This window comes from Kocuria sp. KH4 (assembly GCF_053711175.1).
The window spans coordinates 76665-100320 of record NZ_JBSJYX010000014.1; the positions used below are offsets into that span (position 1 = coordinate 76665).

Annotated in this window: 23 protein-coding genes, 1 tRNA gene and 1 riboswitch; of the genes, 1 reads left to right on the forward strand and 23 read right to left on the reverse strand. The window is 73.2% G+C overall.

All coding sequences use genetic code 11. From position 1 onward, the window contains the following. Window positions 1–23: 23 nt before the first annotated feature. From ACWCOM_RS11545 to rpsB, 18 genes are all read right to left on the reverse strand, one after another. Window positions 24–836, reverse strand: coding sequence for a TSUP family transporter (locus ACWCOM_RS11545; RefSeq protein WP_454548891.1), 813 nt, complete (start codon window positions 834–836; stop codon window positions 24–26). Between the two features lie 4 nt (window positions 837–840). Further along, window positions 841–2640, reverse strand: a complete 1800-nt coding sequence (locus ACWCOM_RS11550) for a proline--tRNA ligase (protein ID WP_454548892.1) — start codon at window positions 2638–2640, stop codon at window positions 841–843. Between the two features lie 142 nt (window positions 2641–2782). Continuing rightward, window positions 2783–3637, reverse strand: coding sequence for a GNAT family N-acetyltransferase (locus ACWCOM_RS11555; protein WP_454548893.1), 855 nt, complete (start codon window positions 3635–3637; stop codon window positions 2783–2785). Between the two features lie 18 nt (window positions 3638–3655). Next, window positions 3656–4816 (reverse strand): flavodoxin-dependent (E)-4-hydroxy-3-methylbut-2-enyl-diphosphate synthase, encoded by a 1161-nt coding sequence (ispG, locus tag ACWCOM_RS11560; RefSeq protein ID WP_454548894.1) that lies wholly within the window; start codon window positions 4814–4816, stop codon window positions 3656–3658. 144 nt (window positions 4817–4960) lie between these two features. Next, window positions 4961–6295: a M50 family metallopeptidase gene (locus ACWCOM_RS11565; RefSeq protein WP_454548895.1), complete on the reverse strand. Its 1335-nt coding sequence runs from the start codon at window positions 6293–6295 to the stop codon at window positions 4961–4963. A gap of 188 nt (window positions 6296–6483) precedes the next feature. After that, complete coding sequence (locus tag ACWCOM_RS11570; RefSeq protein ID WP_454548916.1) at window positions 6484–7083, reverse strand: methionine ABC transporter permease; 600 nt, start codon at window positions 7081–7083, stop codon at window positions 6484–6486. Window positions 7084–7139: 56 nt separating this feature from the next. Beyond that, window positions 7140–8216 carry a methionine ABC transporter ATP-binding protein gene (locus ACWCOM_RS11575; RefSeq protein ID WP_454548896.1) on the reverse strand — a complete coding sequence of 359 codons (1077 nt, stop codon included), beginning with the start codon at window positions 8214–8216 and terminating at the stop codon, window positions 7140–7142. Further along, a complete protein-coding gene (locus ACWCOM_RS11580; RefSeq protein ID WP_454548897.1) occupies window positions 8213–9088 on the reverse strand; it encodes a MetQ/NlpA family ABC transporter substrate-binding protein in 876 nt (291 codons plus the stop codon). The genes ACWCOM_RS11575 and ACWCOM_RS11580 overlap by 4 nt, the downstream gene beginning before the upstream one ends. Before the next feature lie 91 nt (window positions 9089–9179). Continuing rightward, window positions 9180–9296: riboswitch (SAM riboswitch) on the reverse strand. Window positions 9297–9342: 46 nt separating this feature from the next. After that, window positions 9343–10629, reverse strand: a complete 1287-nt coding sequence (gene dxr / locus ACWCOM_RS11585) for a 1-deoxy-D-xylulose-5-phosphate reductoisomerase (RefSeq protein WP_454548898.1) — start codon at window positions 10627–10629, stop codon at window positions 9343–9345. Window positions 10630–10741: 112 nt separating this feature from the next. Beyond that, the gene (locus tag ACWCOM_RS11590) at window positions 10742–11011 is read right to left on the reverse strand and encodes a GlsB/YeaQ/YmgE family stress response membrane protein (RefSeq protein WP_454548899.1); all 270 of its coding nucleotides are present in this window, start codon (window positions 11009–11011) and stop codon (window positions 10742–10744) included. A 222-nt stretch (window positions 11012–11233) separates the two neighbouring features. Beyond that, entirely contained in the window at window positions 11234–12865 is a 1632-nt protein-coding gene (locus tag ACWCOM_RS11595; protein ID WP_454548900.1) for a solute symporter family protein, read from the reverse strand. Between the two features lie 3 nt (window positions 12866–12868). Then, on the reverse strand, window positions 12869–13249 hold the full coding sequence (locus ACWCOM_RS11600) for a DUF485 domain-containing protein (protein ID WP_454548901.1): 381 nt from the start codon (window positions 13247–13249) through the stop codon (window positions 12869–12871). A 163-nt stretch (window positions 13250–13412) separates the two neighbouring features. Further along, entirely contained in the window at window positions 13413–14015 is a 603-nt protein-coding gene (locus tag ACWCOM_RS11605; protein ID WP_454548902.1) for a DivIVA domain-containing protein, read from the reverse strand. A gap of 23 nt (window positions 14016–14038) precedes the next feature. Beyond that, window positions 14039–14974, reverse strand: a complete 936-nt coding sequence (locus ACWCOM_RS11610; protein WP_454548903.1) for a phosphatidate cytidylyltransferase — start codon at window positions 14972–14974, stop codon at window positions 14039–14041. Continuing rightward, window positions 14974–15531: a ribosome recycling factor gene (frr, locus tag ACWCOM_RS11615; protein WP_047801870.1), complete on the reverse strand. Its 558-nt coding sequence runs from the start codon at window positions 15529–15531 to the stop codon at window positions 14974–14976. Before frr ends, ACWCOM_RS11610 begins: the two co-directional genes overlap by 1 nt. Before the next feature lie 126 nt (window positions 15532–15657). Further along, window positions 15658–16431 carry a UMP kinase gene (gene pyrH / locus ACWCOM_RS11620; RefSeq protein ID WP_454548904.1) on the reverse strand — a complete coding sequence of 258 codons (774 nt, stop codon included), beginning with the start codon at window positions 16429–16431 and terminating at the stop codon, window positions 15658–15660. Between the two features lie 223 nt (window positions 16432–16654). Continuing rightward, a complete protein-coding gene (gene tsf, locus ACWCOM_RS11625) occupies window positions 16655–17485 on the reverse strand; it encodes a translation elongation factor Ts (RefSeq protein ID WP_454548905.1) in 831 nt (276 codons plus the stop codon). Between the two features lie 106 nt (window positions 17486–17591). After that, window positions 17592–18446 carry a 30S ribosomal protein S2 gene (rpsB, locus tag ACWCOM_RS11630; RefSeq protein ID WP_454548906.1) on the reverse strand — a complete coding sequence of 285 codons (855 nt, stop codon included), beginning with the start codon at window positions 18444–18446 and terminating at the stop codon, window positions 17592–17594. Window positions 18447–18885: 439 nt separating this feature from the next. Between rpsB and ACWCOM_RS11635 the strand changes: the two genes are divergently transcribed. Beyond that, entirely contained in the window at window positions 18886–19473 is a 588-nt protein-coding gene (locus ACWCOM_RS11635) for a M23 family metallopeptidase (protein ID WP_454548907.1), read from the forward strand. Here the strand turns inward: ACWCOM_RS11635 and ACWCOM_RS11640 are convergent. The 5 genes from ACWCOM_RS11640 to ACWCOM_RS11660 form a co-directional block, all read right to left on the reverse strand. Then, window positions 19446–19727 carry a hypothetical protein gene (locus tag ACWCOM_RS11640; protein WP_454548908.1) on the reverse strand — a complete coding sequence of 94 codons (282 nt, stop codon included), beginning with the start codon at window positions 19725–19727 and terminating at the stop codon, window positions 19446–19448. The two genes, ACWCOM_RS11635 and ACWCOM_RS11640, sit on opposite strands and share 28 nt — an antisense overlap. Window positions 19728–19858: 131 nt before the next feature. After that, window positions 19859–19932: transfer RNA gene (locus ACWCOM_RS11645), tRNA-Ile, on the reverse strand. A 31-nt stretch (window positions 19933–19963) separates the two neighbouring features. Further along, complete coding sequence (locus ACWCOM_RS11650) at window positions 19964–21211, reverse strand: glycosyltransferase (protein ID WP_454548909.1); 1248 nt, start codon at window positions 21209–21211, stop codon at window positions 19964–19966. A 47-nt stretch (window positions 21212–21258) separates the two neighbouring features. Further along, window positions 21259–22179: a DMT family transporter gene (locus ACWCOM_RS11655; RefSeq protein ID WP_454548910.1), complete on the reverse strand. Its 921-nt coding sequence runs from the start codon at window positions 22177–22179 to the stop codon at window positions 21259–21261. 166 nt (window positions 22180–22345) lie between these two features. Next, complete coding sequence (locus ACWCOM_RS11660) at window positions 22346–23191, reverse strand: phage holin family protein (RefSeq protein ID WP_454548911.1); 846 nt, start codon at window positions 23189–23191, stop codon at window positions 22346–22348. Window positions 23192–23656: the final 465 nt, after the last annotated feature.

Below are 23656 nucleotides of genomic sequence, written 5' to 3' on the forward strand. Positions count from 1 at the left end.
CCTCCGGGGGCGGGCCGGCGGGATCAGGCCCCGCGGAGCACGTCGACGCCCAGCTTGAGGATCAGCAGCGAGACCACGCTCAGGAACACGACCCGGATGAACCGGCTGCCGCGGGCCACGGCGGTGCGCGCCCCGAGGTAGCCGCCCACCATGTTGGACAGGCCCAGCAGCAGCCCCAGGCCCCACAGCACCGAGCCGTGCCCGAAGAAGAACAGCAGGGCGCCCACGTTGGTGGCCAGGTTGACGATCTTCGCCTTCGCGCTCGCGGCCAGGAAGCTGTAGCCCAGCAGCGTGATCATCGCGATCACCAGGAACGACCCGGTGCCCGGGCCCATCACGCCGTCGTAGAAGCCGATGACCGTGCCGATCACCATCGCGGTCCCGTAGTGCCGCGCCCCGCTGTGGCGCAGCTCGGTGAGCTGGCCGACGGTCGGCTGGGCGACGGTGAACAGCAGCACGGCGACCAGCGCCGCGAGGATGACGGGCCGGAACACCTCCTCGGGCAGGGACGCGGCCAGGGCGGCGCCGCCGAAGCTGCCGGCCAGCGCGACCCCGGCCATGGGCAGGGCCGTGCGCAGGTCCGGGGAGGTGCGGCGGTAGAACGTCAGCGCGCTCGTGGCGGTGCCGAACACCGATCCCATCTTGTTGGTCGCCAGCGCCTGGACCGGGCTGATCCCGGGCATTATGAGCACCACCGGCACCTGCAGCAGCCCGCCGCCGCCCACCACGGCGTCGATGAAGCCGGCGGCGAGCCCGGCTGCGACCAGCAGGACGACGACGCCGGGCTCCACCTGCTCCAGGCCGGAGGCCCCCAGCCAGCCCTCGAGCTGGTCCACGGGCTCAGCCGCGCACGGCTGCGACGACCGCCGCGGCGACGCCGTCCCGGGCCACGTCCTCGCTGGTGCCGCTCGCGCGGTCCTTGAGCTCCAGCAGGCCGTCCTTCAGCCCGCGGCCGACCACCAGCACGGTGGGCACGCCGAGCAGCTCGGCGTCGCCGAACTTCACGCCCGGGGACACCTTGGGGCGGTCGTCGAAGATCACCTCGACGCCCTCGGCCTCGAGCTCGGCCACGATCCGCTCGGCCTCCTCGAGCACCTCGGGCCCCTTGCCGGTGGCGACCACGTGGACGTCGGCCGGGGCGACCTGGCGGGGCCAGATCAGTCCCCTGTCGTCGTGGTAGGCCTCGGCCAGGGCGGCCACCGCGCGGGTGACGCCGACGCCGTAGGAGCCCATGGTCACGGTGACGAGCTTGCCGTTGCGGTCCAGGACCTTCAGCCCGAGCGCCTCGGCGTACTTGCGGCCCAGCTGGAAGATGTGCCCCATCTCGATGCCGCGGGCCGCCTCGAGCGGACCGGAGCCGTCCGGGGCGGGATCCCCGGCCCGGACCTCCGCGCACTCGAGCACGCCGTCCCAGGCGAAGTCGCGCCCGGCCGTGAGGTCGTAGACGTGCTTGCCGGCCACGTTCGCCCCGGTGATCCAGCGGGTGCCGCGGACCACCCGCGGGTCCACGAAGAAGGGGATCCCGGTCGAGGAGCGCTCGCCGAGCACGGCCTGGTCGAGGCCGAGTCCGGGCCCGATGTAGCCCTTCACCAGCAGCGGGCAGGTGCGCAGGTCCTCATCGGTCGCCTGCTCCACCAGCAGCTCCCCGGAGACCTCGAGCGCGGCGCCGATGCCGGCCTCGATGCGCTTGAGGTCCACGGCGCGGTCCCCGGGCAGGCCGACCGCCACGAGCCGACGCCCGCCGTCGGGCAGGACGACGGCCAGCACCACGTTCTTCATCGTGTCGGCGGCGGTCCAGGGCCCCTCGACGCGCGGGTGCAGCTCGTTCGAGCGCTCCACGAGCGTGGCGATGGTGGGGCTGTCCGGGGTGTCGAGCACGCGCGCCTCGGGCGCGGCGTCGACGTCGCGCTCGGGCGGCACCACCGTGGTGACCGCCTCGACGTTGGCCGCGTAGCCCCCGGCCGAGCGCACGAACGTGTCCTCCCCGATCGGCGTGGGGTGCAGGAACTCCTCCGAGCGGGAGCCGCCCATGGCCCCGGACTGCGCCGACACGGCGGCCACGGGCAGGCCCAGTCGCTCGAAGATCCGGACGTAGGCCTCGCGGTGCCGGGCGTAGGACTCCTCGAGCCCGGCGTCGTCGACGTCGAAGGAGTACGAGTCCTTCATCACGAACTCGCGCCCGCGCAGGAGGCCGGCGCGCGGGCGGGCCTCGTCGCGGTACTTCGCCTGGATCTGGTACAGGGTGACCGGGAGGTCCTTGTAGGAGGAGTACAGGTCCTTCACGAGCAGCGTGAACATCTCCTCGTGCGTGGGCGCGAGGAGGTAGTCGGCCTCCTTGCGGTCCTTGAGGCGGAAGAGGTTCTCGCCGTACTCCGTCCACCGGTGGGTGACCTCGTAGGGCTCGCGCGGCAGCAGCGCCGGGAAGTGCACCTCCTGGGCGCCGATCGCGTCCATCTCCTCGCGCACCACCCGCTCCACCTTCGCGAGCACCCGCAGGCCCATCGGCAGCCAGGTGTAGATCCCGGGGGCGGCGCGGCGGATGTAGCCGGCGCGCACGAGCAGCCGGTGGCTGTCCACCTCGGCGTCGACGGGGTCTTCGCGGAGGGTCCGCAGGAACAGGGAGGAGAGGCGCAGCGCCACGTGGGCTCCGTTTCTCCCGGGGAGCGCGGCGAGGTGCTGCCGGGTCCGGGGCGTCGAGAGGGGTGCGGCACCGACGGCGCCGCGGATTCCGGTCAAATCTACACCCCCGGCGCCGCGCCGGACGGCGCGCCCGGTGCCGGGCTCAGAGCAGGACGGTCGCGAAGGTCCCGACCCGGCGGAAGCCGACCCGGTCGTAGGTGGCCAGGGCGCGGGTGTTGTAGTCGTTGACGTAGAGGCTGATCACCGGGGTGGTGCGGCGGGCCAGGCGCACCGCGGCGGCCATGCACGGCACCGCGAGCCCCCGGCCCCGGTGCGCCGGGTCGACCCACACGCCCTGCACCTGGGCGACCCCGCGGGCGACGGAGCCGAGGTCGGCCTTGAACACCACCCGGTCCCGCTCGTCGGTGAGCACGAGGCAGCGTCCCGAGCCGACGAGGGCGGCCACCCGGTCGCGGTAGCCGCGGTCCCCGCCGGAGTACGGGGAGTAGCCGACCTCCTCCTCGAACATCGCGGCGCTGGCCGGGAGCACGGCGGGCAGGTCGGCGCTCGTGGCGAAGCGCACCCCGGGGTGCGGTGCGGGCGCCGGGTCGTGGTCGATGGCCAGCAGGGGCTGCACCGGACGGACGTCGAAGGGCCGCGGCCACGAGCCCTCGAGCCGGGACCACAGGCCGAGCACCGGCTCGGCCGGGCCGAAGACGGAGGCGAACCGGGACCCGCCCCGGCGCAGGTGCCCGGCCACGAGGTCGAGGCCCGGCTCGTCGAGGGCGATGGGGACCACGTTGGTGCCCGTCCAGCAGGCCCCGGTGAGCCGCCCGTCCGGGCCCGCCGTGCCGACGACCGGCGGCACCCGGGAGCCGCTGCCCCGGCGGTGGGACTCCACGTGGGCCGTCACGAAGGCGTGGGCGACGGGGTCCGCCCCGAGCAGGCGGTCCAGCTCGGCGGCGTCGACCTCCCCCGACGGCACGAGCCGGGGCGCCGTCCTCCGCTGCGTCCTCACGCGACCGTCACCGGCCCGTCAGCCGACGCTCACCACGGGGCCGCCGGCGGCGTTCTCCCCGTCCGCGTCCATCTCCGCGGCGATGCGGTTGGCCTCCTCGATCAGGGTCTCCACGATCCGGTCCTCGGGCACGGTCTTCACGACCTCGCCCTTGACGAAGATCTGGCCCTTGCCGTTGCCGGAGGCCACCCCGAGATCGGCCTCGCGCGCCTCGCCGGGACCGTTGACGACGCAGCCCATGACGGCGACGCGCAGCGGGACCGTGAGTCCCTCCAGGCCGGCGGTGACCTCGTCCGCGAGCGTGTAGACGTCCACCTGCGCGCGCCCGCACGAGGGGCAGGAGACGATCTCGAGCTTGCGCGGGCGCAGCCCCAGGGACTGCAGGATCTGGTTGCCCACCTTGACCTCCTCGACCGGCGGCGCGGAGAGCGAGACCCGGATGGTGTCGCCGATGCCCTGGGAGAGCAGGGCGCCGAAGGCGGTGGCGGACTTGATCGTGCCCTGGAAGGCCGGGCCCGCCTCGGTCACGCCCAGGTGCAGGGGCCAGTCCCCACGCTCGGCCAGCAGCTGGTAGGCCCGCACCATGGTCACGGGGTCGTTGTGCTTGACCGAGATCTTGAAGTCGTGGAAGTCGTGCTCCTCGAACAGGGACGCCTCCCACACCGCGGACTCCACGAGCGCCTCCGGGGTGGCCTTCCCGTAGCGGTCCATGATCCGCTGGTCCAGGGAGCCCGCGTTCACCCCGATCCGGATGGAGACCCCGGCGGCCTTGGCCTCCCGGGCGATCTGGGCGACCTGGTCGTCGAACTTGCGGATGTTGCCGGGGTTCACGCGCACGGCCGCGCACCCGGCCTCGATGGCCTTGTACACGTACTTCGGCTGAAAGTGGATGTCGGCGATCACCGGGATCGGGGACTTCATCGCGATGATCGGCAGGGCATCGGCGTCGTCCTGCGACGGGCAGGCCACCCGGACGATGTCGCACCCGGAGGCGGTCAGCTCGGCGATCTGCTGCAGGGTGGCGTTGATGTCCGTGGTGGGGGTGGTCGTCATGGACTGCACGCTCACCGGCGAGTCGGAACCGACGCCCACGGACCCGACCCGGATCTGCCGGGTCTTCCGGCGCGGGGACAGGACGGGCTGGGGTGCGGCGGGCATGCCGAGGCTGACCGGGGTCAAGGGTTCCTCCGAGGAGTTCGCGGACAGGTGCGGGAACGGTGGCCGGCGGACCCGGTCGCCGGATCCGTCGTCGCCTCCCATTGTGCCCCATGCCCCGGGACGGTTCCTGGGCGCGGCCCCCGGTGTCCGCCGTGGCGGAACGGCTCAGAACAGCTGCACGGGCTTGACGATGTCCGCGTAGACCAGCAGGACCGACATCCCGATCATCAGCACGGCCACGGCGTAGGTCAGCGGGAGCAGCCGCGCCGGGTCGAACGGGCCCGGGTCGGGGCGGCCCAGCAGCCGGGCGGCGCCCCGCCGCAGGCCCTCCCACAGGGCACCGGCCACGTGCCCGCCGTCCAGCGGCAGGAGGGGCAGCAGGTTGAAGACGAACAGCGCCAGGTTCACGGACCCGATCAGCCCGACCAGGGAGGCCGCCTTGTCCCGCAGCCCGATCTCCTCGTGGGCGGCGATCTCCCCGGAGATCCGGCCGATCCCGACCACGGAGATGGGCCCGTCCGGGTCCCGCGGCGCGTCCGAGAACGCCGCCTGCCCCACCTCGTAGATCCGCTGCGGCAGGTGCAGCACGATCCCGGCGATCTGCTCCAGTCCGTCCAGCACCGCGCCGGGCACCGCGGTGAGCGGCTGCCGGACGGGTACGGCGGTGGGGCTGATCCCGATGAAGCCCACCTCCTCGTAGCGGGGCGCGCCGTCGGGGCCCGTCACGGCCGCGCCGGCGTCGTCGACCACCGGTCGGCTGGTGAGGATCGGGGTGAGCGTGGTCCGCACCTGCGCCCCGTCGCGCTCGACCACCACGGGGATCCGCTCCCCCGCGCGGTCCCGGATCCGCGCGGTGAGCTCCTCCCACGTGGCCACGGGAGCCCCGGCGACGGCCGTGACGACGTCCCCGGGGCGCAGCCCGGCCGCGTTGGCCGGCGCCTCGGGGTCCTCCGCACGGCACTCGCTCTGCCCGGCGGCCTGCCGTTCGGCGGGCACCACGCACTGGGAGACCCACGCCACCGTCGTGGTCGGCGTCGCCGTGCCGAAGCCGGTGAGCAGCACGGCGAGGCACACGGTGCCCAGCAGCAGGTTCATCACGGGCCCGCCGAGCATGATCACGATCCGCTTCCCCACGGGCAGGCGGTAGAAGACGCGGTCCTCGTCCCCGGGGGCCAGCTGCACGGCGGAGGCGCTGCGGGCCTCCGCGGCGAGCTGCTGGAGGACCCCGGTGCCGGCGGTCCGCGCCGTGCTCCCCGCCCGGGCGGGCGGGTACATCCCGACCATCGAGATGTACCCGCCCAGCGGCACGGCCTTGAGCCCGTACTCGGTCTCCCCGCGGCGGCGGGAGAACACGGTGCGGCCGAAGCCGACCATGTACTGGGTCACCCGCACGCCGAAGAGCTTGGCGGGGAACAGGTGGCCGAGCTCGTGCAGGGCGATGGAGACCGCGATGGCCGCGGCGGCGAGCAGCACGCCCACGAGGAACAGGACCACGCCCATCCGGGGACCTCCGGGAGTCGTCGGGGCGTCCCCGGCGGGCGCCGGGGACGGCAGGGGCCGCGCGTGCGCGGCGAGGACCAGTGTGCACCACGATCCTGGGCGCCGGGTGTCACGCCCCGGCGCACGACGACGGCCGGTCGCCTCCGGGGAGGGACCGGCCGTCGCGGGCGGCGCAGCGGCGCCGGGGGTCAGCGGCGCAGGATGCGCCGCGCCAGCCGGTTGCCCACCAGCTGGACCAGCTGGACGAGGACGACGATGACGGCGACCGCCGCCCACGTGACCTCGTCGTTGAACCGCTGGTAGCCCAGGCGCAGGGCGAAGTCTCCGAGCCCGCCGGCGCCGATGGCCCCGGCCATCGCGGACATGTCCGTGATGCCGATCACCAGGAAGGTGTAGCCGAGCACCAGGGGCCCGAGCGCCTCGGGCAGGATCACCGTGGTGATGATCCGCCCCCGGGAGACGCCCATCGAGCGGGCGGCCTCCACCACGCCGGGGTCCACGCTCATCAGGTTCTGCTCGACGATGCGCGCCACCGCGAACATCGCCCCGATGGTCATCGCGAAGATCGCCGCGTTGGGGCCCAGCCGGGTCCCGACGACGTCCTCGGTGACCGGCCCCAGGGCGGCCAGGAGGATGATGAAGGGGATCGGCCGGACGAAGTTCACGACGAGGTTGAGCGCCTCGTGCACCACGCGGTTCTCCAGGATGTTGCCCCGGCGGGTCACGTAGAGGCCGACCCCCACGAGCATCCCGAGCAGCCCGGCGAGGACGAGGGTGACGGCCACCATGTAGAGGGTCTCGCCGAGCGCGGAGAGCAGCTCGGGGCCCAGGACGGACCAGTCGTTCACGCGGCCACCTCTCTCAGGGTCGTGATGCGGGACAGCTCGTCGACCACGGCCTGCACGGCCGCGTCCGCACCGGTCAGCTCGAAGGTCAGGGACCCGAAGGACTGCTCCTGGAGCACGCTGATCCCGCCGTAGGCGATGGTGAAGCGCACCCCGCGGGCGGCGCCGTCGGAGAGCACGCCGCCGATGTCCACGCCGTCGCCGACGTCCACGATCACCAGGCGCCCGTGGTGGGTCCGGCGCAGCCGCTCGACCTCGCGCTCGTCCGGCACCGAGTGCAGGACGGAGGAGACGAAGCGGCGCGCGGTCTCGGTGCGGGGCCGGGCGAAGATGTCCACGGTCGAGCCGTGCTCCACCACCCGGCCGTCCTGCATCACGGCGACGCGGTCGGCGATCGCCCGGACCACGTCCATCTCGTGGGTGATGATCACGATCGTGATGCCCAGCTCCCGGTTGACCCGCTGCAGCAGCTGCAGCACCTCCTGGGTGGTCTCCGGGTCCAGGGCGCTCGTGGACTCGTCGGCCAGGAGCAGCTTCGGACTGGTCGCCAGCGCGCGGGCGATGCCCACGCGCTGTTTCTGCCCGCCGGAGAGCTGCTCCGGGTAGTTGCCGGCGCGCGCGGACAGGCCCACGAACTCCAGCAGCTCGGCGACCCGCGCCTGCCGCTTGTCCTTCGGCCAGCCGGCCCGCTTGAGCGGGTACTCGACGTTGCCGGCCACGGTCCGGGACGTGAACAGGTTGAACTGCTGGAAGATCATCCCGATCTCCCGCCGGACGGGCGCCAGCTCGGTCTCCTTGCGCCCGGCGACCTCGAACCCGTCGACGGCCAGGGAGCCGGCGGTCACCGGCTCCAGGCCGTTGATGAGCCGCACGAGCGTGGACTTGCCGGCCCCCGAGTAGCCGATCACGCCGAAGATCTCCCCGCGGCGGATCTCGAGCGAGACCTTGTCCACGGCGACGACCTCGCGGCGGGCCTTGGCCGGGCCGGTGGCGAAGGTCTTGCTGACGTCCTGGAAGCGGACGATGACGTCGCCGTCGGGGTGGCGGGCCCGGTCGGGTGCGCCCGGGGCCGTCACTTCTGCAGGTCCTCGGCGTACCGGTCGACGACCTCGATCAGCTCCTCCTGCGGGACGTCCTTGGACACGGCGGTGTCCTTGGTCTCGGCCTGCTCCGCCGCCAGCACGGCGTCCGTGTGGAAGAGGTCGGCGACCTGGTGGAGGGTCTCGTCGTCCTTGTTGGCGCCGGTGGCCGCGAAGAAGTTGACGTAGGGCAGGGCGTTCTCGTTGTCCTCGCCGTCCGAGTACAGGGCGGTGTTGGGGTCGATGTCGGCCCGGGCGAGGAAGGTGTTGTTGACCACGGCGCCGGCGGTGGAGCTCAGGGACAGCACGGTCTGCTCGGCCGAGACGGGGGTGACCCGGACCTTGGAGGCCTCGGTGTCGACGTCCAGCTCGGACGGCGCGGTGGTGTCGGAGGTGAACTCCACGAGCCCGGCCGACTGCAGCAGCAGCAGCGCGCGGGCGAGGTTGATCGCGTCGTTGGGCACCGCGATCTCGTCGCCCTCCTGGATCTGGTCGAGGGAGTCGTAGCGCTCCGAGTACAGACCCAGCGGGTAGATGGAGGTGGACCCGATGGGGACGATGTCCTCGCCGGAGTTGTTGCGGTAGTCGGCCAGGAAGGCACCGTGCTGGAACCAGTTCATGTCCAGGTCGCCGCTGGTGAGCGCCGCGTTGGGCTGGTTGTAGTCGGTGAACTCGACGAGCTCGACCTCGACGCCGGCCTTCTCCGCCTCCTCCAGGAAGGCCTCGTGCACCTGGGTGCGGCCGTCGGTGCCGATCGTGATCACGCCGTCGTCGTAGGGCCCGGCGGCCTGGTCGGAGCCGCCGCAGGCGGTGAGGGTCAGGCCCAGGGTGGTGGTCAGGGCGAGGAGGGTGAGGCGCTGCGATCGCATGTCGTGCCTTTCCGTGGATCCAGGATGTCGGGAGGTCCCACCGGGCCCGACGGCCACGGTCGAGGGCGCGCCGGAGGGCGCGTCCGCGGTCGAACCGTACTTGCCGCCGGCCCACGATGGCCGGTGCCGGATGGTTCACCTGGGGCACCCCACTACGGGAGAGGGTTGCCGCCCAGCTAGCCAGGGCTGCGCGCTGGGACTCGTCATCCGCCCGACAGACTAGCACGTGCACCCGGAGCCGGGGAGGGCCCGGCTCAGCGGGCCAGGACCTCCTGGGCCCGCCGCCGGGCCCAGCGCTCGGCCTCCAGGACGGCCTCCAGGTCCAGGCCCCCGTGGTCCTGGTGCTCCCCCAGCACCGCCTCCACCGTGTCCACGATCGCCGGGAACCGGATCCGCCCGTCGTGGAAGGCGTGCACCGCCTCCTCGTTGGCGGCGTTGAACACCGCCGGGTGGGTGCCCCCGCGCTCGCCGGCGGCCTTCACGAGGTCGACGGCGGGGAACGCGTCGCGGTCCAGCGGCTCGAAGGTCCACTCGGTCGCCCGCGTCCAGTCGCACGCGGCGGCGGCGCCGGGCACCCGGTGCGGCCAGGCGAGGCCGAGGGCGATGGGCAGGCGCATGTCCGGCGGCGAGGCCTGGGCCAGCGTCGACCCGTCCACGAACTGGACCATGGAGTGCACCACCGACTGGGGATGGACGACCACGTCGATGCGCTCGAGGGGCACGTCGAAGAGCAGGTGCGCCTCGAGCACCTCCAGGGCCTTGTTCACCATGGAGGCCGAGTTCGTGGTGACCATCACGCCCATGTCCCAGGTGGGGTGGCGCAGCGCCTCGCGCGGGGTCACTGCCTCCAGCTGCGCTCGGGTGCGGCCGCGGAACGGACCGCCCGAGGCCGTCAGGACGAGCCGGTCCACCTCGGCGGCGCTGCCGCCGCGCAGCGCCTGCGCCAGGGCGGAGTGCTCGGAGTCCACCGGGACCAGGGCGTCCGGCAGGCCCGAGGCCGCGGCCGCCTCCTTCACCAGGGCTCCTCCGGCGATCAGCGACTCCTTGTTCGCCAGCGCCAGCCGGTGCCCGGCCCGCAGGGCCGCCAGGGTGGGGGCGAGACCGATCGAGCCGGTGATGCCGTTGAGCACGAGGTCGGCACCGGGGTGCGCCGCGGCCGCCGTGGCGGCGTCGGGGCCGTGCAGGATCTCGGGCCGGTAGTCCCCCGCGCCGACGGCCGCGGCGCGCTCGCCGATCCGCACGGCCAGCTCCCGGGCGTCCTCCCCGCCGCCGCTCGTGGCGACCACGGCGGCGCGGGTCTCCACGGCCTGCTCCGCCAGCAGCGGCAGACGGCCCCGGCCGGCGGCGAGGGCCACCACGCGGAACGGCGCCCCGCCGTCGAGCCCGTTGGCGGCCCGCACGACGTCGAGCGCCTGGGTGCCGATCGACCCCGTGGAGCCCAGCACGACGACCCGGCGGGGGCCGGCGGCGGCCAGCGCGCGCAGTTCGGGGGTGGGGACGGGGATCGGGCGGGGGCCGGACGCGGCGGAGGGGGAGCTCATGGCCCCAGTATCCCCCGGCCGGAGCGGCGCCCGGGCGCGGCGGGTGCGGACAGCACGAGGCCCCGGTCACCGTTGCCGGTGGCCGGGGCCTCGGGTTCCGTTGGGCTGCGGGTCAGTGCGTGCGGCCCCGGCGGCCGGTGACCGCGCCCCAGATGAAGAGCACGATGAGCGCTCCCACGACGGCGGTGATGATCGTCCCGATGTCGAACACGGACTCGAGGTCGCCGATGCCGATCAGCGAGCCGAGGAAGCCTCCGAGGAGGGCGCCGACGATGCCCAGAACGATGGTGACGATGATGCCGCCACCCTGGTTGCCCGGCATGATGAGCTTGGCGAGGGCGCCTGCGATGAGACCGAGAACGATCCAGCTGATGATTCCCATGATTGCTCCTTATCCGTCCCGGGAGGGACTTTCATTGTAAGCAACCGGCGAGTTTCCCAGGAATACCCTGGGCCGGCTTCTGGCCCCACCCTACCGGACCATCAGGCTCCTGTCTTTTGTCGATCGCGAATCCGGGCGGCGTCCGCAGCGGACGATCCCGGCCCGCCCGGCGCCGGGGCGTCGGGCGGACCGGGATCGTCCCAGGTCAGAGTGCGGGCGCCGTCAGTGGGCGACGGGCTTCTCCGCGCCGATGCCTGTGAGCGAGCGCACCTCCATCTCGGACTGCTTGACCGGGTCCTCCGGGCGCCGCTCCGTCATGGAGCCGATGAAGCCGAGGAGGAAGGACGCCGGGATGGACACGATGCCCGGGTTCTGCAGCGGGAACCACGCGAAGTCCGCCGTGGGGATCATCGAGGTCTCCGCGCCGGACATCACCGGGGAGAAGACGATCAGGACCACCGAGAGGATCAGGCCGCCGTACATGGACCAGACCGCGCCGCGGGTGGTGAACCGCCGCCAGTACAGGGAGTACAGGATGGTCGGCAGGTTGGCCGAGGCCGCCACCGCGAAGGCCAGCGCCACGAGGAACGCGACGTTCTGGCCCTGCGCACCGATGCCGCCGGCGATGGAGACGATGCCGATGACCACCACGGTGGTCTTGGCCACGCGCAGCTCCTGGCGGGGGTCGGACCGGCCCTTCTTGATCACGCTGGTGTAGATGTCGTGGGCGAAGGAGGCCGAGGCCGTGATGGCCAGGCCGGCGACGACCGCGAGGATCGTGGCGAACGCCACGGCGGCGATGATGCCCATCAGCAGCGAGCCGCCGAGCTCGAAGGCCAGCAGCGGGGCCGCGGAGTTCACCCCGCCGGGGGCCGACTGGATCCGCTCGGCGCCGATGAGGGCCGCCGCGCCGAAGCCCAGGACCAGGGTGAAGAGGTAGAACAGGCCGATCAGCCCGATCGCCCAGACCACCGAGGTGCGGGCCTCCTTGGCGGTCGGCACGGTGTAGAAGCGCATCAGCACGTGCGGCAGGCCGGCGGCGCCGAAGACCAGGGCCAGCCCCAGGGAGATGAAGTCCAGCTTGCTGGTCTCGCTGACCCCGTAGCGCAGACCCGGCTCGAGGATCGCGGGGTTGCCGGAGACGGCGACCGCGTCGCCCAGCAGGGAGGAGAGGTTGAAGCCGTAGAGCGCGAGGATCCAGACGGTCATCACCGCCACCCCGGAGACCAGGAGCACGGCCTTGATGATCTGCACGTAGGTGGTGCCCTTCATCCCGCCCACGAGGACGTAGACGATCATCAGCACGCCCACGACGACGATGACGAGGGACTGTCCCGCGCGGGAGCTGATGCCCAGCAGCAGGGACACCAGCGCACCGGCGCCGGCCATCTGGGCCAGCAGGTAGAACGCGGACACCGCGAGCGTGGAGATCGACGCCGCCACCCGCACCGGGCGCTGGCGCAGCCGGAAGGACAGGACGTCGGCCATCGTGAACTTGCCGGTGTTGCGCAGCAGCTCGGCGATGAGCAGCAGCGCCACCAGCCAGGCGACGAGGAAGCCGATCGAGTAGAGGAACCCGTCGTAGCCCTGCACGGCGATCGCCCCGACGATGCCCAGGAAGGAGGCCGCCGAGAGGTAGTCGCCGGCGATGGCCAGGCCGTTCTGCGTGCCGCTGAACCCGCGGCCGCCGGCGTAGTAGTCGGCCGCCGTGGCCGTGGACTTGGAGGCCCGCAGCACGATCACCATGGTGACGACGACGAAGGCGCCGAAGATGGAGATGTTGATCCAGGGCGTGCCGACCGTTTCCGTGGTGGCCGTCGCCATGGGCGCGAGCGCGGTGGGGAGGTGGTTCATCGGCTAGTTCTCCTGTCCGTGGACGCCGCCGGTGCTGCCGGGGCCGGGCTCGAGGCGCTCCCGGATGGCCGTGGCCTTCGGGTCCAGCCTGCGGTTGGCGAAGGACACGTACGCGCCCGTGATCGCGAAGGTGGTGACGAACTGGAGCAGCCCGAGGATCACGCCCAGGTTGACGTTGCCGACCACCCGGATCGCGAAGAGCTGCGGGACGTACATGGCGAGCACCACGTACAGCAGGTACCAGATCAGGAACGCGACGGCGAGCGGGAAGACGAAGCCGCGGTGGGTCCTCCGCAGCTCCTGGAACTCGGGCGACCGCTGGGCCGCGGGGAAGTCGACGTCGGCGACGAGGTCGTCGGCGTCGATGGGTGGCTGGTTGGACATGGGCTACCTCCTCATGTGATGCGGACCACACTAGGGCCTTGTATGCAGAGGGGCAAGACGACGCCCGGGGAATTCCCAGTTTGGGGAGAAAATGTCATGCGTGCGGCGTGTTCTGGACGATTTGCGCCCCAGGCTGTATACACAGCCGGCCGAGGTGGTGGGGTCAGCGCAGGGCCAGCAGGAGCTGGACGGCCCGGTCCAGGAAGGCGTCCACCTGCTGCTCCTCGTAGCCGCGCTCGCCGTTGGCCGGCGGGAAGACGGCCCGGCGCAGCTCGGCCGGCTCCAGCGGGGCGGCGTGCGCCAGGCGGGCGCCGAGGCGCTCGCAGAGGACGTCGACGTGGGCGGCGGAGTAGCCCTGCGCCCGGGCCCGCGCGGGGTGGCGGAAGCGCCGGGTGCGCGGCCGGTCGATCCGCCCGCGCAGCAGCCCGGCCAGGGCGTCGACGTGCTCCTGCCAGGCCTCGGGACCGTGCAGCCGCAGGACCTCCTCGCGCTCGGCGGCGGCGAGGGCGTCCTCCGCGGCGTCCAGGACCTCGTCGACGGCCTCCGGCCGGTAGCCGCCGCTCGCCCCGGCGAACGCGGCCGCGCGCACGTGCGTGCTCAGCAGCCGGGTGCGCTCCTGCCCCGGGGCGTGGCCGGGCGCCTCCAGGGCCTGCCGCACGCGGGCGAGGAAGGCGTCCACCTCGGCGACGTCGTAGCCCCGGGCGCCCTCGGCGCAGCGGGGGATGCGGGCGGCCGGGAAGCGGGCTGCGGGGATCTCGGCGGGCATGGGCGGGCGGTCCTGGGGGCTGGTCAGGCGCTCGCGGCGAACAGCTCGAAGAGCAGGTACCCGGTGGGGACCGCGAAGAGGATGGAGTCGATCCGGTCCATCACGCCCCCGTGGCCGGGCAGCAGCGTGCCCATGTCCTTGATCCCCAGCTCGCGCTTGACCATGGACTCGGAGAAGTCCCCGAGGGTCGCGGCCAGCACGAGGGCCACGGCCAGGACGGCGCCCTCCCACCAGGCGTGGTCCAGCAGCAGCACGGCGCACAGGACGCCGATCACCACGGATCCGCCCAGGGAGCCGGCGAAGCCCTCCCAGGACTTCTTCGGGCTGATCCTCGGGGCCATCGGATGGCGGCCCCAGACCACCCCCACGGCGTAGCCGCACGTGTCCGAGCCGACGGCCAGCAGGATGACGGTGAGGACCTTCAGGGCCCCGGCGTCCGCGTGGTAGAGCAGCAGGGCGATGCTGAGCAGGAACCCGACCCAGACGAGGGCGAAGACCGAGCCCATGACGGAGAGGATCATCCCGTCCCGGTCCCCCAGCGCCCGCCACACGATCACCAGGGTCAGGCCCACGACCACGGCCATCATGAGGGCCTCTCCCCCGCCGGCGAACGCGGCGAGGGGCATGAGCACCCCGGCGGTGACCGCCGGGACGCGCGGGATGGAGATGCCGCGGTAGCGCAGCGACCGGCCGACCTCCCAGACCCCGATCCCGGCGGCCGTGCCGGCGAGCAGGGCGAGCACGACGGGCTGGACGAACAGGCCCACGAGCAGGGTGCCGATGAGCACCACGGCGACGCCCACGGCGGCCGGCAGGTTCCGCCCGGCGCGGGAGGGCGCGGTGTGCCGCCGCTCCCGGTGGTGGCCCGGCGCCGCACCGGGGGCACGAGGAGAGAAGGCTTCCCCGGCGGGTCCCGGGGAAGCCTTCAGCTCCTGGTGCGGGGGTCGCGGGTCCGGCATCAGACCTGCAGCAGCTCCGCTTCCTTGTTCTTGAGCATCTCGTCGATCTGCTCGATGTGCTTCTTGGTCACGGCGTCGAGGTCCTTCTCGGCGCGCTTGCCCTCGTCCTCGCCGATGTCGCCGTCCTTGACGGTCTTCTCGATCTGGTCCTTGGCGTGGCGGCGGATGTTGCGCACCGACACCCGGGCCTCCTCGGCCTTGTGCCCGACGATCTTCACGTACTCCTTGCGGCGCTCCTGCGTCAGCTCCGGCATGACCACCCGGATGACGTTGCCGTCGTTGGCGGGGTTGGCGCCGATGTCCGAGTTCCGCAGGGCCTTCTCGATGTCCGTCAGGGCCGAGCGGTCGTAGGGGGTGATGAGCAGGGTGCGGGCCTCGGGGTTCTGGAAGGAGGCCAGCTGCTGCAGCGGGGTCGGCGTGCCGTAGTACTCGACGAGGACGCTGGAGAAGAGGGAGGGGTTGGCCCGGCCCGTGCGGATGCCGGCGAAGTCCTCCTTGGCGCCGTCCACGGCCTTGCCCATCTTGGTCTTCGCTTCGGACAGGATGTCTGAGATCACGTAGGAGCTCCTTCGTCGGGTCGCACGGAGTCCTCCGCGCGGGGTCGGTTCCGCCGGGAACGGCGCCGGGGGCGCCCGTCCCGGGCATGCTGGCCCCAGTCTAGCGCCGGGCCGCGGGACGCCGGGTCAGGCGGTGACGAGGGTGCCGATCTGCTCCCCGAGGACCGCGCGGGTGACGTTGCCCTCCCCCTGCATGCCGAACACGCGCATCGTCACGTCGTTGTCGCGGCACAGGCTGAAGGCCGTCTGGTCCATTACGCGGATGTCGCGGGCCAGGGCCTCGTCGTAGGTCAGGGCGGACAGCCGCTGGGCGTCGGGGTTCGTGCGCGGGTCGGCCGTGTAGACGCCGTCGACCCCGTTCTTGGCCATCAGCACCTCGTCGGCGTGCACCTCGAGGGCGCGCTGGGCGGCGACGGTGTCGGTGGAGAAGTAGGGCAGCCCGGCCCCGGCGCCGAAGATCACGACGCGGTCCTTCTCCATGTGGCGGATGGCGCGCCGCGGGATGTAGGCCTCGGCGACCTGCTCCATCTTGATCGCCGACTGCACCCGCGTGTCGACGCCGCACTGCTCGAGGAAGTCCTGCAGGGCCAGGCAGTTCATGACGGTGCCGAGCATCCCCATGTAGTCGGCGCGGGAGCGGTCCATCCCGGCCTGGGAGAGCTCCGCGCCGCGGAAGAAGTTCCCGCCGCCGACGACGATCGCGGTCTCCACCTGGCCGACCGTCGCGGCGATCTGCTCGGCGATGTCGCGGATCACTCGGGTGTCCACGCCGATGGAGCCGCCGCCGAAGACCTCGCCCGAAAGCTTCAGCAGGACCCGGCGCCGCGTCGGGGTGACCCGCGGGCCGCGGCTCAGGCGCAGGGCCTCGTCCTGGATCTCGGACGCTGAAGTGGTGGGCATGGTTCCTCCCGGCGACGACGGTGCTGCTGGACGGGCACGGTCCCGCGTGGGTGGGGCGGAGCGGGCCCGGGCCTCCCTCAGCATACAGAACACCGGGCCCGGCCTCCGGCGGCACCGGCGGCCGTCGGGGCGTCGCCGCAGGTGGGAGCGAGTATGACGAAGGGAGGCGACCCTGCGGTGCAGGGTCGCCTCCCTCCGGCGGGGCGCCGCGGCGCCCGGACGCTCAGGCGCCGACGCGGAAGCGGGCGAAGGCCGTGGCGGTCGCACCGGCCTCCTCGAGCACCTTGCCGACGGTCTTCTTGGAGTCCTTGGCGAAGTCCTGGTCGAGCAGGACGACGTCCTTGTAGTAGCCCTTCAGGCGCCCGGTGATGATGTTCGGGATGATCTTCTCCGGCTTGCCCTCGGCGCGGGCGGTCTCCTCGGCGACGCGCTTCTCCGACTCGACGGTCTCGGCGGGCACGTCCTCCTCGGAGAGGAAGGTCGGGGACATCGCGGCGATGTGCACGGCGACGTCGTGGGCGACCTCGTCGGCCTGGGCGCCGGAGGCGGCCAGCAGCACGCCGACCTGGGCCGGGAGGTCCTTGGACGTCTTGTGCAGGTAGAGGGCCACGTTCTCCCCCTCGACGCGGGCGAGGCGGCGGACGACGACCTTCTCACCGAGCAGCGCGCCGGTCTCGGTGACGAGCTCGGAGACGGCCTTGCCGTCGGCCTGGGCCGCCATGAGCTCCTCGAGGGAGCTCGCGTCGGCGGCGACGGCGGCGTCGAGGACCTTGTTGCCGAACTCGACGAACGGGGCGGACTTGGCCACGAAGTCGGTCTCGGAGTTGACCTCGACCAGGTAGCCCACGGAGCCCTCGACGCGCGCGGCGACGAGGCCCTCGGCCGTGGCGCGGCCCTCACGCTTGGTGACGCCCTTCAGACCCTTGACGCGGATGATCTCCTGGGCCTTCTGCAGGTCGCCGTCGGCCTCGTCGAGGGCCTTCTTGACGTCGAGCATGCCGGCACCGGTGCGCTCCCGCAGGGCCTTGATCTCAGCGGCGGTGTAGTTCGCCATGTGAACTCCTCACGTAGTCGGTGGTGCCGGCCGGGGCGCGCGGGCGCCCCGGCCGGCGTCCGGTGGAGATGGTGCCCCACCGGGGAAAACGGACGATGAACGGAGACTACTCGGCGGCGGTCTCGGTCTCGGCGGGGGCGGCGGCCTCGGCCGGCGCCTCGGCGGAGGCCTCCGGGGCGGCGTTCTGCTCGGCGGCGTGCTGCTCCAGCAGCTCGCGCTCCCACTCGGCCATCGGCTCGGCGGCCTGCTCGGCGCCGCCGGACTTCTTGTTGTGGCGCTCCATGAGGCCCTCGGCCACGGCGTCGGCGATCACGCGGGTCAGCAGGTTGACGGAGCGGATGGCGTCGTCGTTGCCCGGGATCGGGAAGGCGACCTCGTCGGGGTCGCAGTTGGTGTCGAGGATCGCGACGACCGGGATGCCCAGCTTCTGGGCCTCGTCCACGGCCAGGTGCTCCTTCTTGGTGTCCACGATCCAGACCAGGGACGGGGCCTTGGTCAGGTTGCGGATGCCGCCGAGGGTGCGCTCCAGCTTCTCCTTCTCGCGGCGCAGGAGCAGCAGCTCCTTCTTGGTGTACTGCGAGCCGGCGACGTCGTCGAAGTCGATCTCCTCGAGCTCCTTCATGCGCTCGATGCGCTTGGAGACCGTGGTGAAGTTGGTGAGCATGCCGCCCAGCCAGCGGTGGTTCACGTAGGGCATGCCCACGCGGGTGGCCTGCTCGGCGATGGCCTCCTGCGCCTGCTTCTTCGTGCCGACGAACAGGATGGTGCCGCCGTGGGCCACGGTGGTCTTGACGGCCTCGTAGGCGCGGTCGATGAAGGACAGCGACTGCTGGAGGTCGATGATGTAGATGCCGTTGCGCTCGGTGAAGATGAAGCGCTTCATCTTCGGGTTCCAGCGGCGGGTCTGGTGGCCGAAGTGCACGCCGCTGTCGAGGAGCTGGCGCATGGTAACGACGGACATGTCGTCTCCTTGTTCTCGTGCGGGAGGGCGTGCGACGACGCCCGGCCCGCGGGTACGGTTATCGACTGCGTCCGGCGGACGAGCCCCTGGCGCAGCGGTGAGCGGACCCGAGGCGGATCCGCTGCCGGGCCGCCGTGCCGCACCCCGCCGGGACGGGGAACGCGGACCGGGGCGGCCGGGCCGGGACAGGAGGTCCCGGCGGCGCTGCGCGCGAAGTCAGCTGCTCGCCACCGTGCCGTCGGATCCGGCGGAGCCGGGTCCGGAGTGGTCACGAGGGCACGCCACGAGGGGCGCAGGGAGCACACTGCGGGGTCAACTGTACTACACGGGCCCCGTCGCCCCTGCACACCCGCGGCCTCGGGCGGGACCCCGCCCCGGACCGTCCACAGGCGGCGGGGCGGGCCCCGCGCCCGGCGCCGCCGCGGCCGAGGGTGGGGTCATGACATCCGCTGCGCCCCGGTTCCGCACGACCCGCCGGCCGCGCCTGCCCGTCGCCGTGGCCCTGCCCGTCGCGATGGCCCTGGCCCTCGTCGTCGTCCTGGCCGGGACGTCGCTGCCGGCCTCCGGGGAGCGCGGCTGGGCCTGGCCGCTGGCGCCGCGGCCTGCGGTGGTGGGCGAGTGGGCCGCCCCGGCGCAGCGCTGGGGACGGGGGCACCGCGGCGTGGACCTGGCCGCGGCCCCCGGCGCGACCGTGCGCTCCCCCGCCGACGGCACCGTGAGCTTCGTGGGGTTCGTGGTGGACCGCCCGGTGCTCACGGTGGACCACGGCGGCGGGCTGCGCTCGAGCTTCGAGCCCGTCGAGTCGGCCCTGCGGCGCGGGGACCGGGTCCGCCGCGGGCAGGTGGTGGGCGTGCTGCGCGGACGCGACCACTGCGGGGCCGCGGCCTGCCTGCACTGGGGCGTGCGCCGGGGCGGGGACTACCTCAACCCGCTGCTGTTCGTCGGCGCGCTGGAGCCGTCGGTGCTGCTGCCCGTGCCCGGGCGGCCGCACGCGGCGGCTCAGCCGTCGTCGCCGTCCTCGTCCTGAGCGCCCTCGTTCTGAGCGCCCTCGTTCTGAGCGCCCTCGTCCCGGGCGTCGTCGAGGCCCCGCTCGACCTCCTCGGCGCCCTCCTCGGCGCCCTGCCGGAGGTCCTCGGCGCCCTGCTCGACCTCCTGCTGGACGTCCTCGGCGCCCTGCTCGACCTCCTGCTCGATGCGCTCGGCGCCGAGGTCGCAGCCGGTCAGCGCGGCGAGCGCGAGGGCCGCGAGGGACAGGGGCCTCCACAGCCTGCGGCGGGTCATCGGAACGTCCCCTCTGTCGATGGTGCGTGCGTCGCAGCACCAGTGCACCACATCCGGCCGCCGCGCGCACCCGGCCGGGGGCGAGGAGGCACCCCGGTCACCGGCCGAGGGCGCTGCGAGGGGTGCGGGAGTAGGGCCGGTGGGGCTTGAACCCACGACCGAAGGATTATGAGTCCTCTGCTCTGACCAGCTGAGCTACGGCCCCGCGCCGGACGGGGCCGGCGGCGCAGACCACGTTACCGCACCAGGGCACCCAGCCTGGCCCGCAGCCGGCGCGGCCGCCCGCCGCGGTCGGGACCGGGCTGCTCCCCGCGGTAGATCCGCTGGAACGTCTCGAGGGTGCGCGGGAAGCTGTGCTGGGCCACCTTGCGGCGGCTCTCCCGCCCCATCCGGGCCCGCTCCTGCGCGCTCGCCCCGAGCACCAGGCCCAGCTTGTGCGCCAGGTCGCGGGCGTCCCCGGGGCGGAACAGCCAGCCGTTGACGCCGTCCTCGGCCAGGTGCGGCAGGGCGCGGGCGTCGGCCAGGACGACCGGGCGGGACGCCGACATCGCCTCCAGGGTCACCAGCGACTGCAGCTCGGCCGTGCCCGGCTGGCAGAAGACGTCGGCCCGGAGGTAGGCGTCGCGCAGCTCCTCGTCGGGGACGTAGCCGAGGAAGTGCACCCGGTCGCCGACGCCCAGGGCCTGCGCCAGCTTCTCGAGCCCGGCGCGCTGCTCGCCGTCCCCGGCGAGCTCCAGATGGGCGCCGAGCTCGGCCGGCAGCAGGGACACAGCCTCGATCAGGACGTCGACGTTCTTCTCCACCGCGAGACGGCCGGTGAACAGGACGGTCGGGTGCGCGCCGCGGTGCGCCCGCTCCCCGGCGTGGGCCTCGTAGTCGGCGATCCGGATCCCGTTGGACACGGCGAGCACGGTGTCCGGGAAGCCGTTGCGGACCATGGTCTGCACGGCCAACGGCGTAGGGGCGGTGACCACGTCGCACCCGCCGAGGACCCGCACCATGTCCCGCCAGGAGACCCTGCGGTAGAGGTTCAGGAACCACTGCGGGAACGGCAGGAAGGGCTCCAGGTTCTCCGGGACGAAGTGGTTGGTGCCCACCGTCCGGATGCCCCGCCGCCGCGCCTCGCGCACGAGCAGCCGGCCGAGGATGTAGTGGCACTGCACGTGCACGACGTCGGGAGCCACCTCGTCGAACACCCGGCGGATCTCCCCCGCCACCTGCCACGGGAGGCAGAGCCGGAAGTACGGGTGGGTGAAGGCCCGGTGGGAGCGCAGCCGGTGCTCGACGACGCCGTCGTCGTCGGCGCGCACGGAGGGCCCGCGGTCGGTCCGGGCGCAGACCACGTGCACCCGGTGCCCCTGTTCGTGCAGGCCGCGGGCGAGCCGGTGGCCGAACTGCGCGGCCCCGTTGACGTCCGGCGGGTACGTGTCGGCGCCCAGCAGCACGGTCAGGGGACGGTCGGTGGTCGTGATGTCGGCGCTCAAGCGTGGCTTCCCGGTCGGTGGTCGGCTGGTCGGTCAGGTCCTGCGGGTCACGGCCCCGGCCGCTCCGGTGCGCGCCGGTCCCGGTGCGCGAGCTCGGCACGGCGTGCGAGCACCTCCGGGTGGTGCTGCGAGAGCACGGCGACCCCGACTATAGCAACGCCTCCTGCCAGCGCCATGAGCACGCCGGTCGGCACGGAGAAGCCCGGGCCGGCCTCGCCGAGCACCAGCATCCCCAGGAGGACGCCCACCATCGGGTCGATTACGGTGAGCCCGGCGATGACCAGGTCCGGCGGCCCGGAGGCGAACGCCGTCTGCACGAACCACCCGCCCAGGGCGGCGGCCGCCGCGGCGGCACCGATCGCGAGCCAGTTGACGTCGTCCAGCGGGCCGCCGGCGCTGCCCTGGATCCGGGTGATGGTCAGCCGGACCAGCACCGCCACGAACCCGTAGAGAATGCCGGCGCCCACCACGTAGAACGTCCCGCCGAGGCCGTGACGGAACAGTGCCGCGGCGACGCCGAGGACGCAGACGAGGACCACGAGCATGACGACCACGGTGCGCTCCGCCCACGCCGAGATCCCGTGCGCCGGATCCGTCGCCGCGACCGCGCAGGTCACGAAGATCGCACCGCCGGCGGTGCACAGCCCGATCGCCGCCCAGGTCCGGCGGTTGATCCGCAGCCGCCGGTGGCGGGCGTGCAGCAGGGTCGTGACCACCAGGGCGACGACGCCGATCGGCTGGACCACCGTCACGGTGGCGAGGCCGAGGGCCGCCACGTTCAGCGCGGTGCCGAGCCCGAGCAGGCCCAGCCCGAGGAGCCACCGGGGGTTGCCCAGCAGCGCCGCCAGCGCCTTCGGGGTCAGCCGGCCGTGCGCGCGGTCCGCCACGGCGCTGCCCTGCTTCTGCGTGCCGACGGCCAGGCACAGGGCCGAGAGCAGCGCGAGGGCCACGGCCAACCACTGGCTCACCGCCTCCACCGACCTGTGCTCACGCCCGGAATTCTAGCGACGCCCGCCGGGGACCGTCCGGGTGGCGCGTGGCCGCCGGGTGAACGCACGGCGAAGGCCCGGAAGCCGGTGGCTTCCGGGCCTTCGGCCGGGGTCGACGTCCACGGGGTCGCCGTGGACGCCGTGGTCACCGGAACAGCCTGCGCAGCAGGACGAGGAACGCGCTGCCCGCCACGGCCAGGACGGTGAGCGGCTGCCAGCGCTCCCCCAGCCCGGACTGCCCCGCGCCGGAGCGGGTCCCGCCGCCCTGGGTCAGGAGGCTCTTGACGTCCTTGGGCGTGGTGCGGACCGTGCGGCTCGTGCGGTCCACGAAGCCCTTGGTCGTGGCCTGGATGGTCTCGGCCCGGCCCTGGACGTCGTCACGCAGCGTCTTGAGGTGCTCGCGGCGCAGCTTCAGCCGGTGCCGCAGCTGCTCCTCGGTCGGCGCCGGGGGCTTCTGGCGGGCCGGGTCCTGGGCCGCCTCGCGCCGCTCCTGCTCCTTACGCTCGCGGGCCAGCTGCTCCTCGCGCTGGACGCGGCCCTCGGTGTAGGCGGAGCCCTCCTTGACCACGCCGAGGTCGTACTTGAGCCCGAAGACCGCCTTGCGCGGGACGAGCGGCAGGGCCTTCTTGATGGTCGCCACGCCGATGAGCGCCGCGACCACGAGGACGACCAGGAACAGCACGCCCAGCAGCAGCGCCGCCAGCCACGCCGGCATCACCTGCGCCAGCCCGGCGATGGCGGCGCCGACGAGCGCGATGGTGGCCAGCAGCAGGAAGACCAGGCCGACGACGACGAAGGCCGCGCCCTTGCCCAGGGTCTTCGCCTTCTCCGTGAGCTCGATCTTCGCGAGCTGGGCCTCGTCCTTGAGCTGCTTGGGCAGCAGGCGGCCGAGGACCTTGACGACATCCAGGATCGACGCCGCCCCGGGGTCGGTGCGCTCCGTCCCCGCTCCCGAGGTGCCGCCCGCGCTGGGGCCTACCGAATGACTCATGCCCGCCTCCGTTGATGATGAGAAAAAGTATGTGGACTGAGCACCAAGCTACCATCGGGCCGCGTGCCGGCGGGCGCTCGCGGGGTCGGCGGCCCACCGGGTCCCGGGCCCGGACGGGAGGCCCGGGCCCGCCCCTGTCGCACCGGGGCCGGGCGCCTCGAAAGCGGCTCCGCGGCGCGCCCGTCCGCCGAGGAGCCCACAGCGGTGTCCCCGCGCTGTCCTGCAAAGAGCGGGCATTACAGGAGCGATTCCATGCGGCTGAATGGGAAGTGCACCGTCTCGTGCTCTCCCGGAAGGAATCCTGCCATGACCGTCATCGCCCGCCCCGCCCGTACCGCCGCGACCCCGGTGCGCGACGACGTCCTCCGCTCCCTGACCGCCCGGGGCTTCGCCGTCTCCAGCGCCGACGTCCTCGCCGAGGGGCGGGAGTGGTCCGTGGTGGTCGCCGCCCGCCCCCCCGCCCAG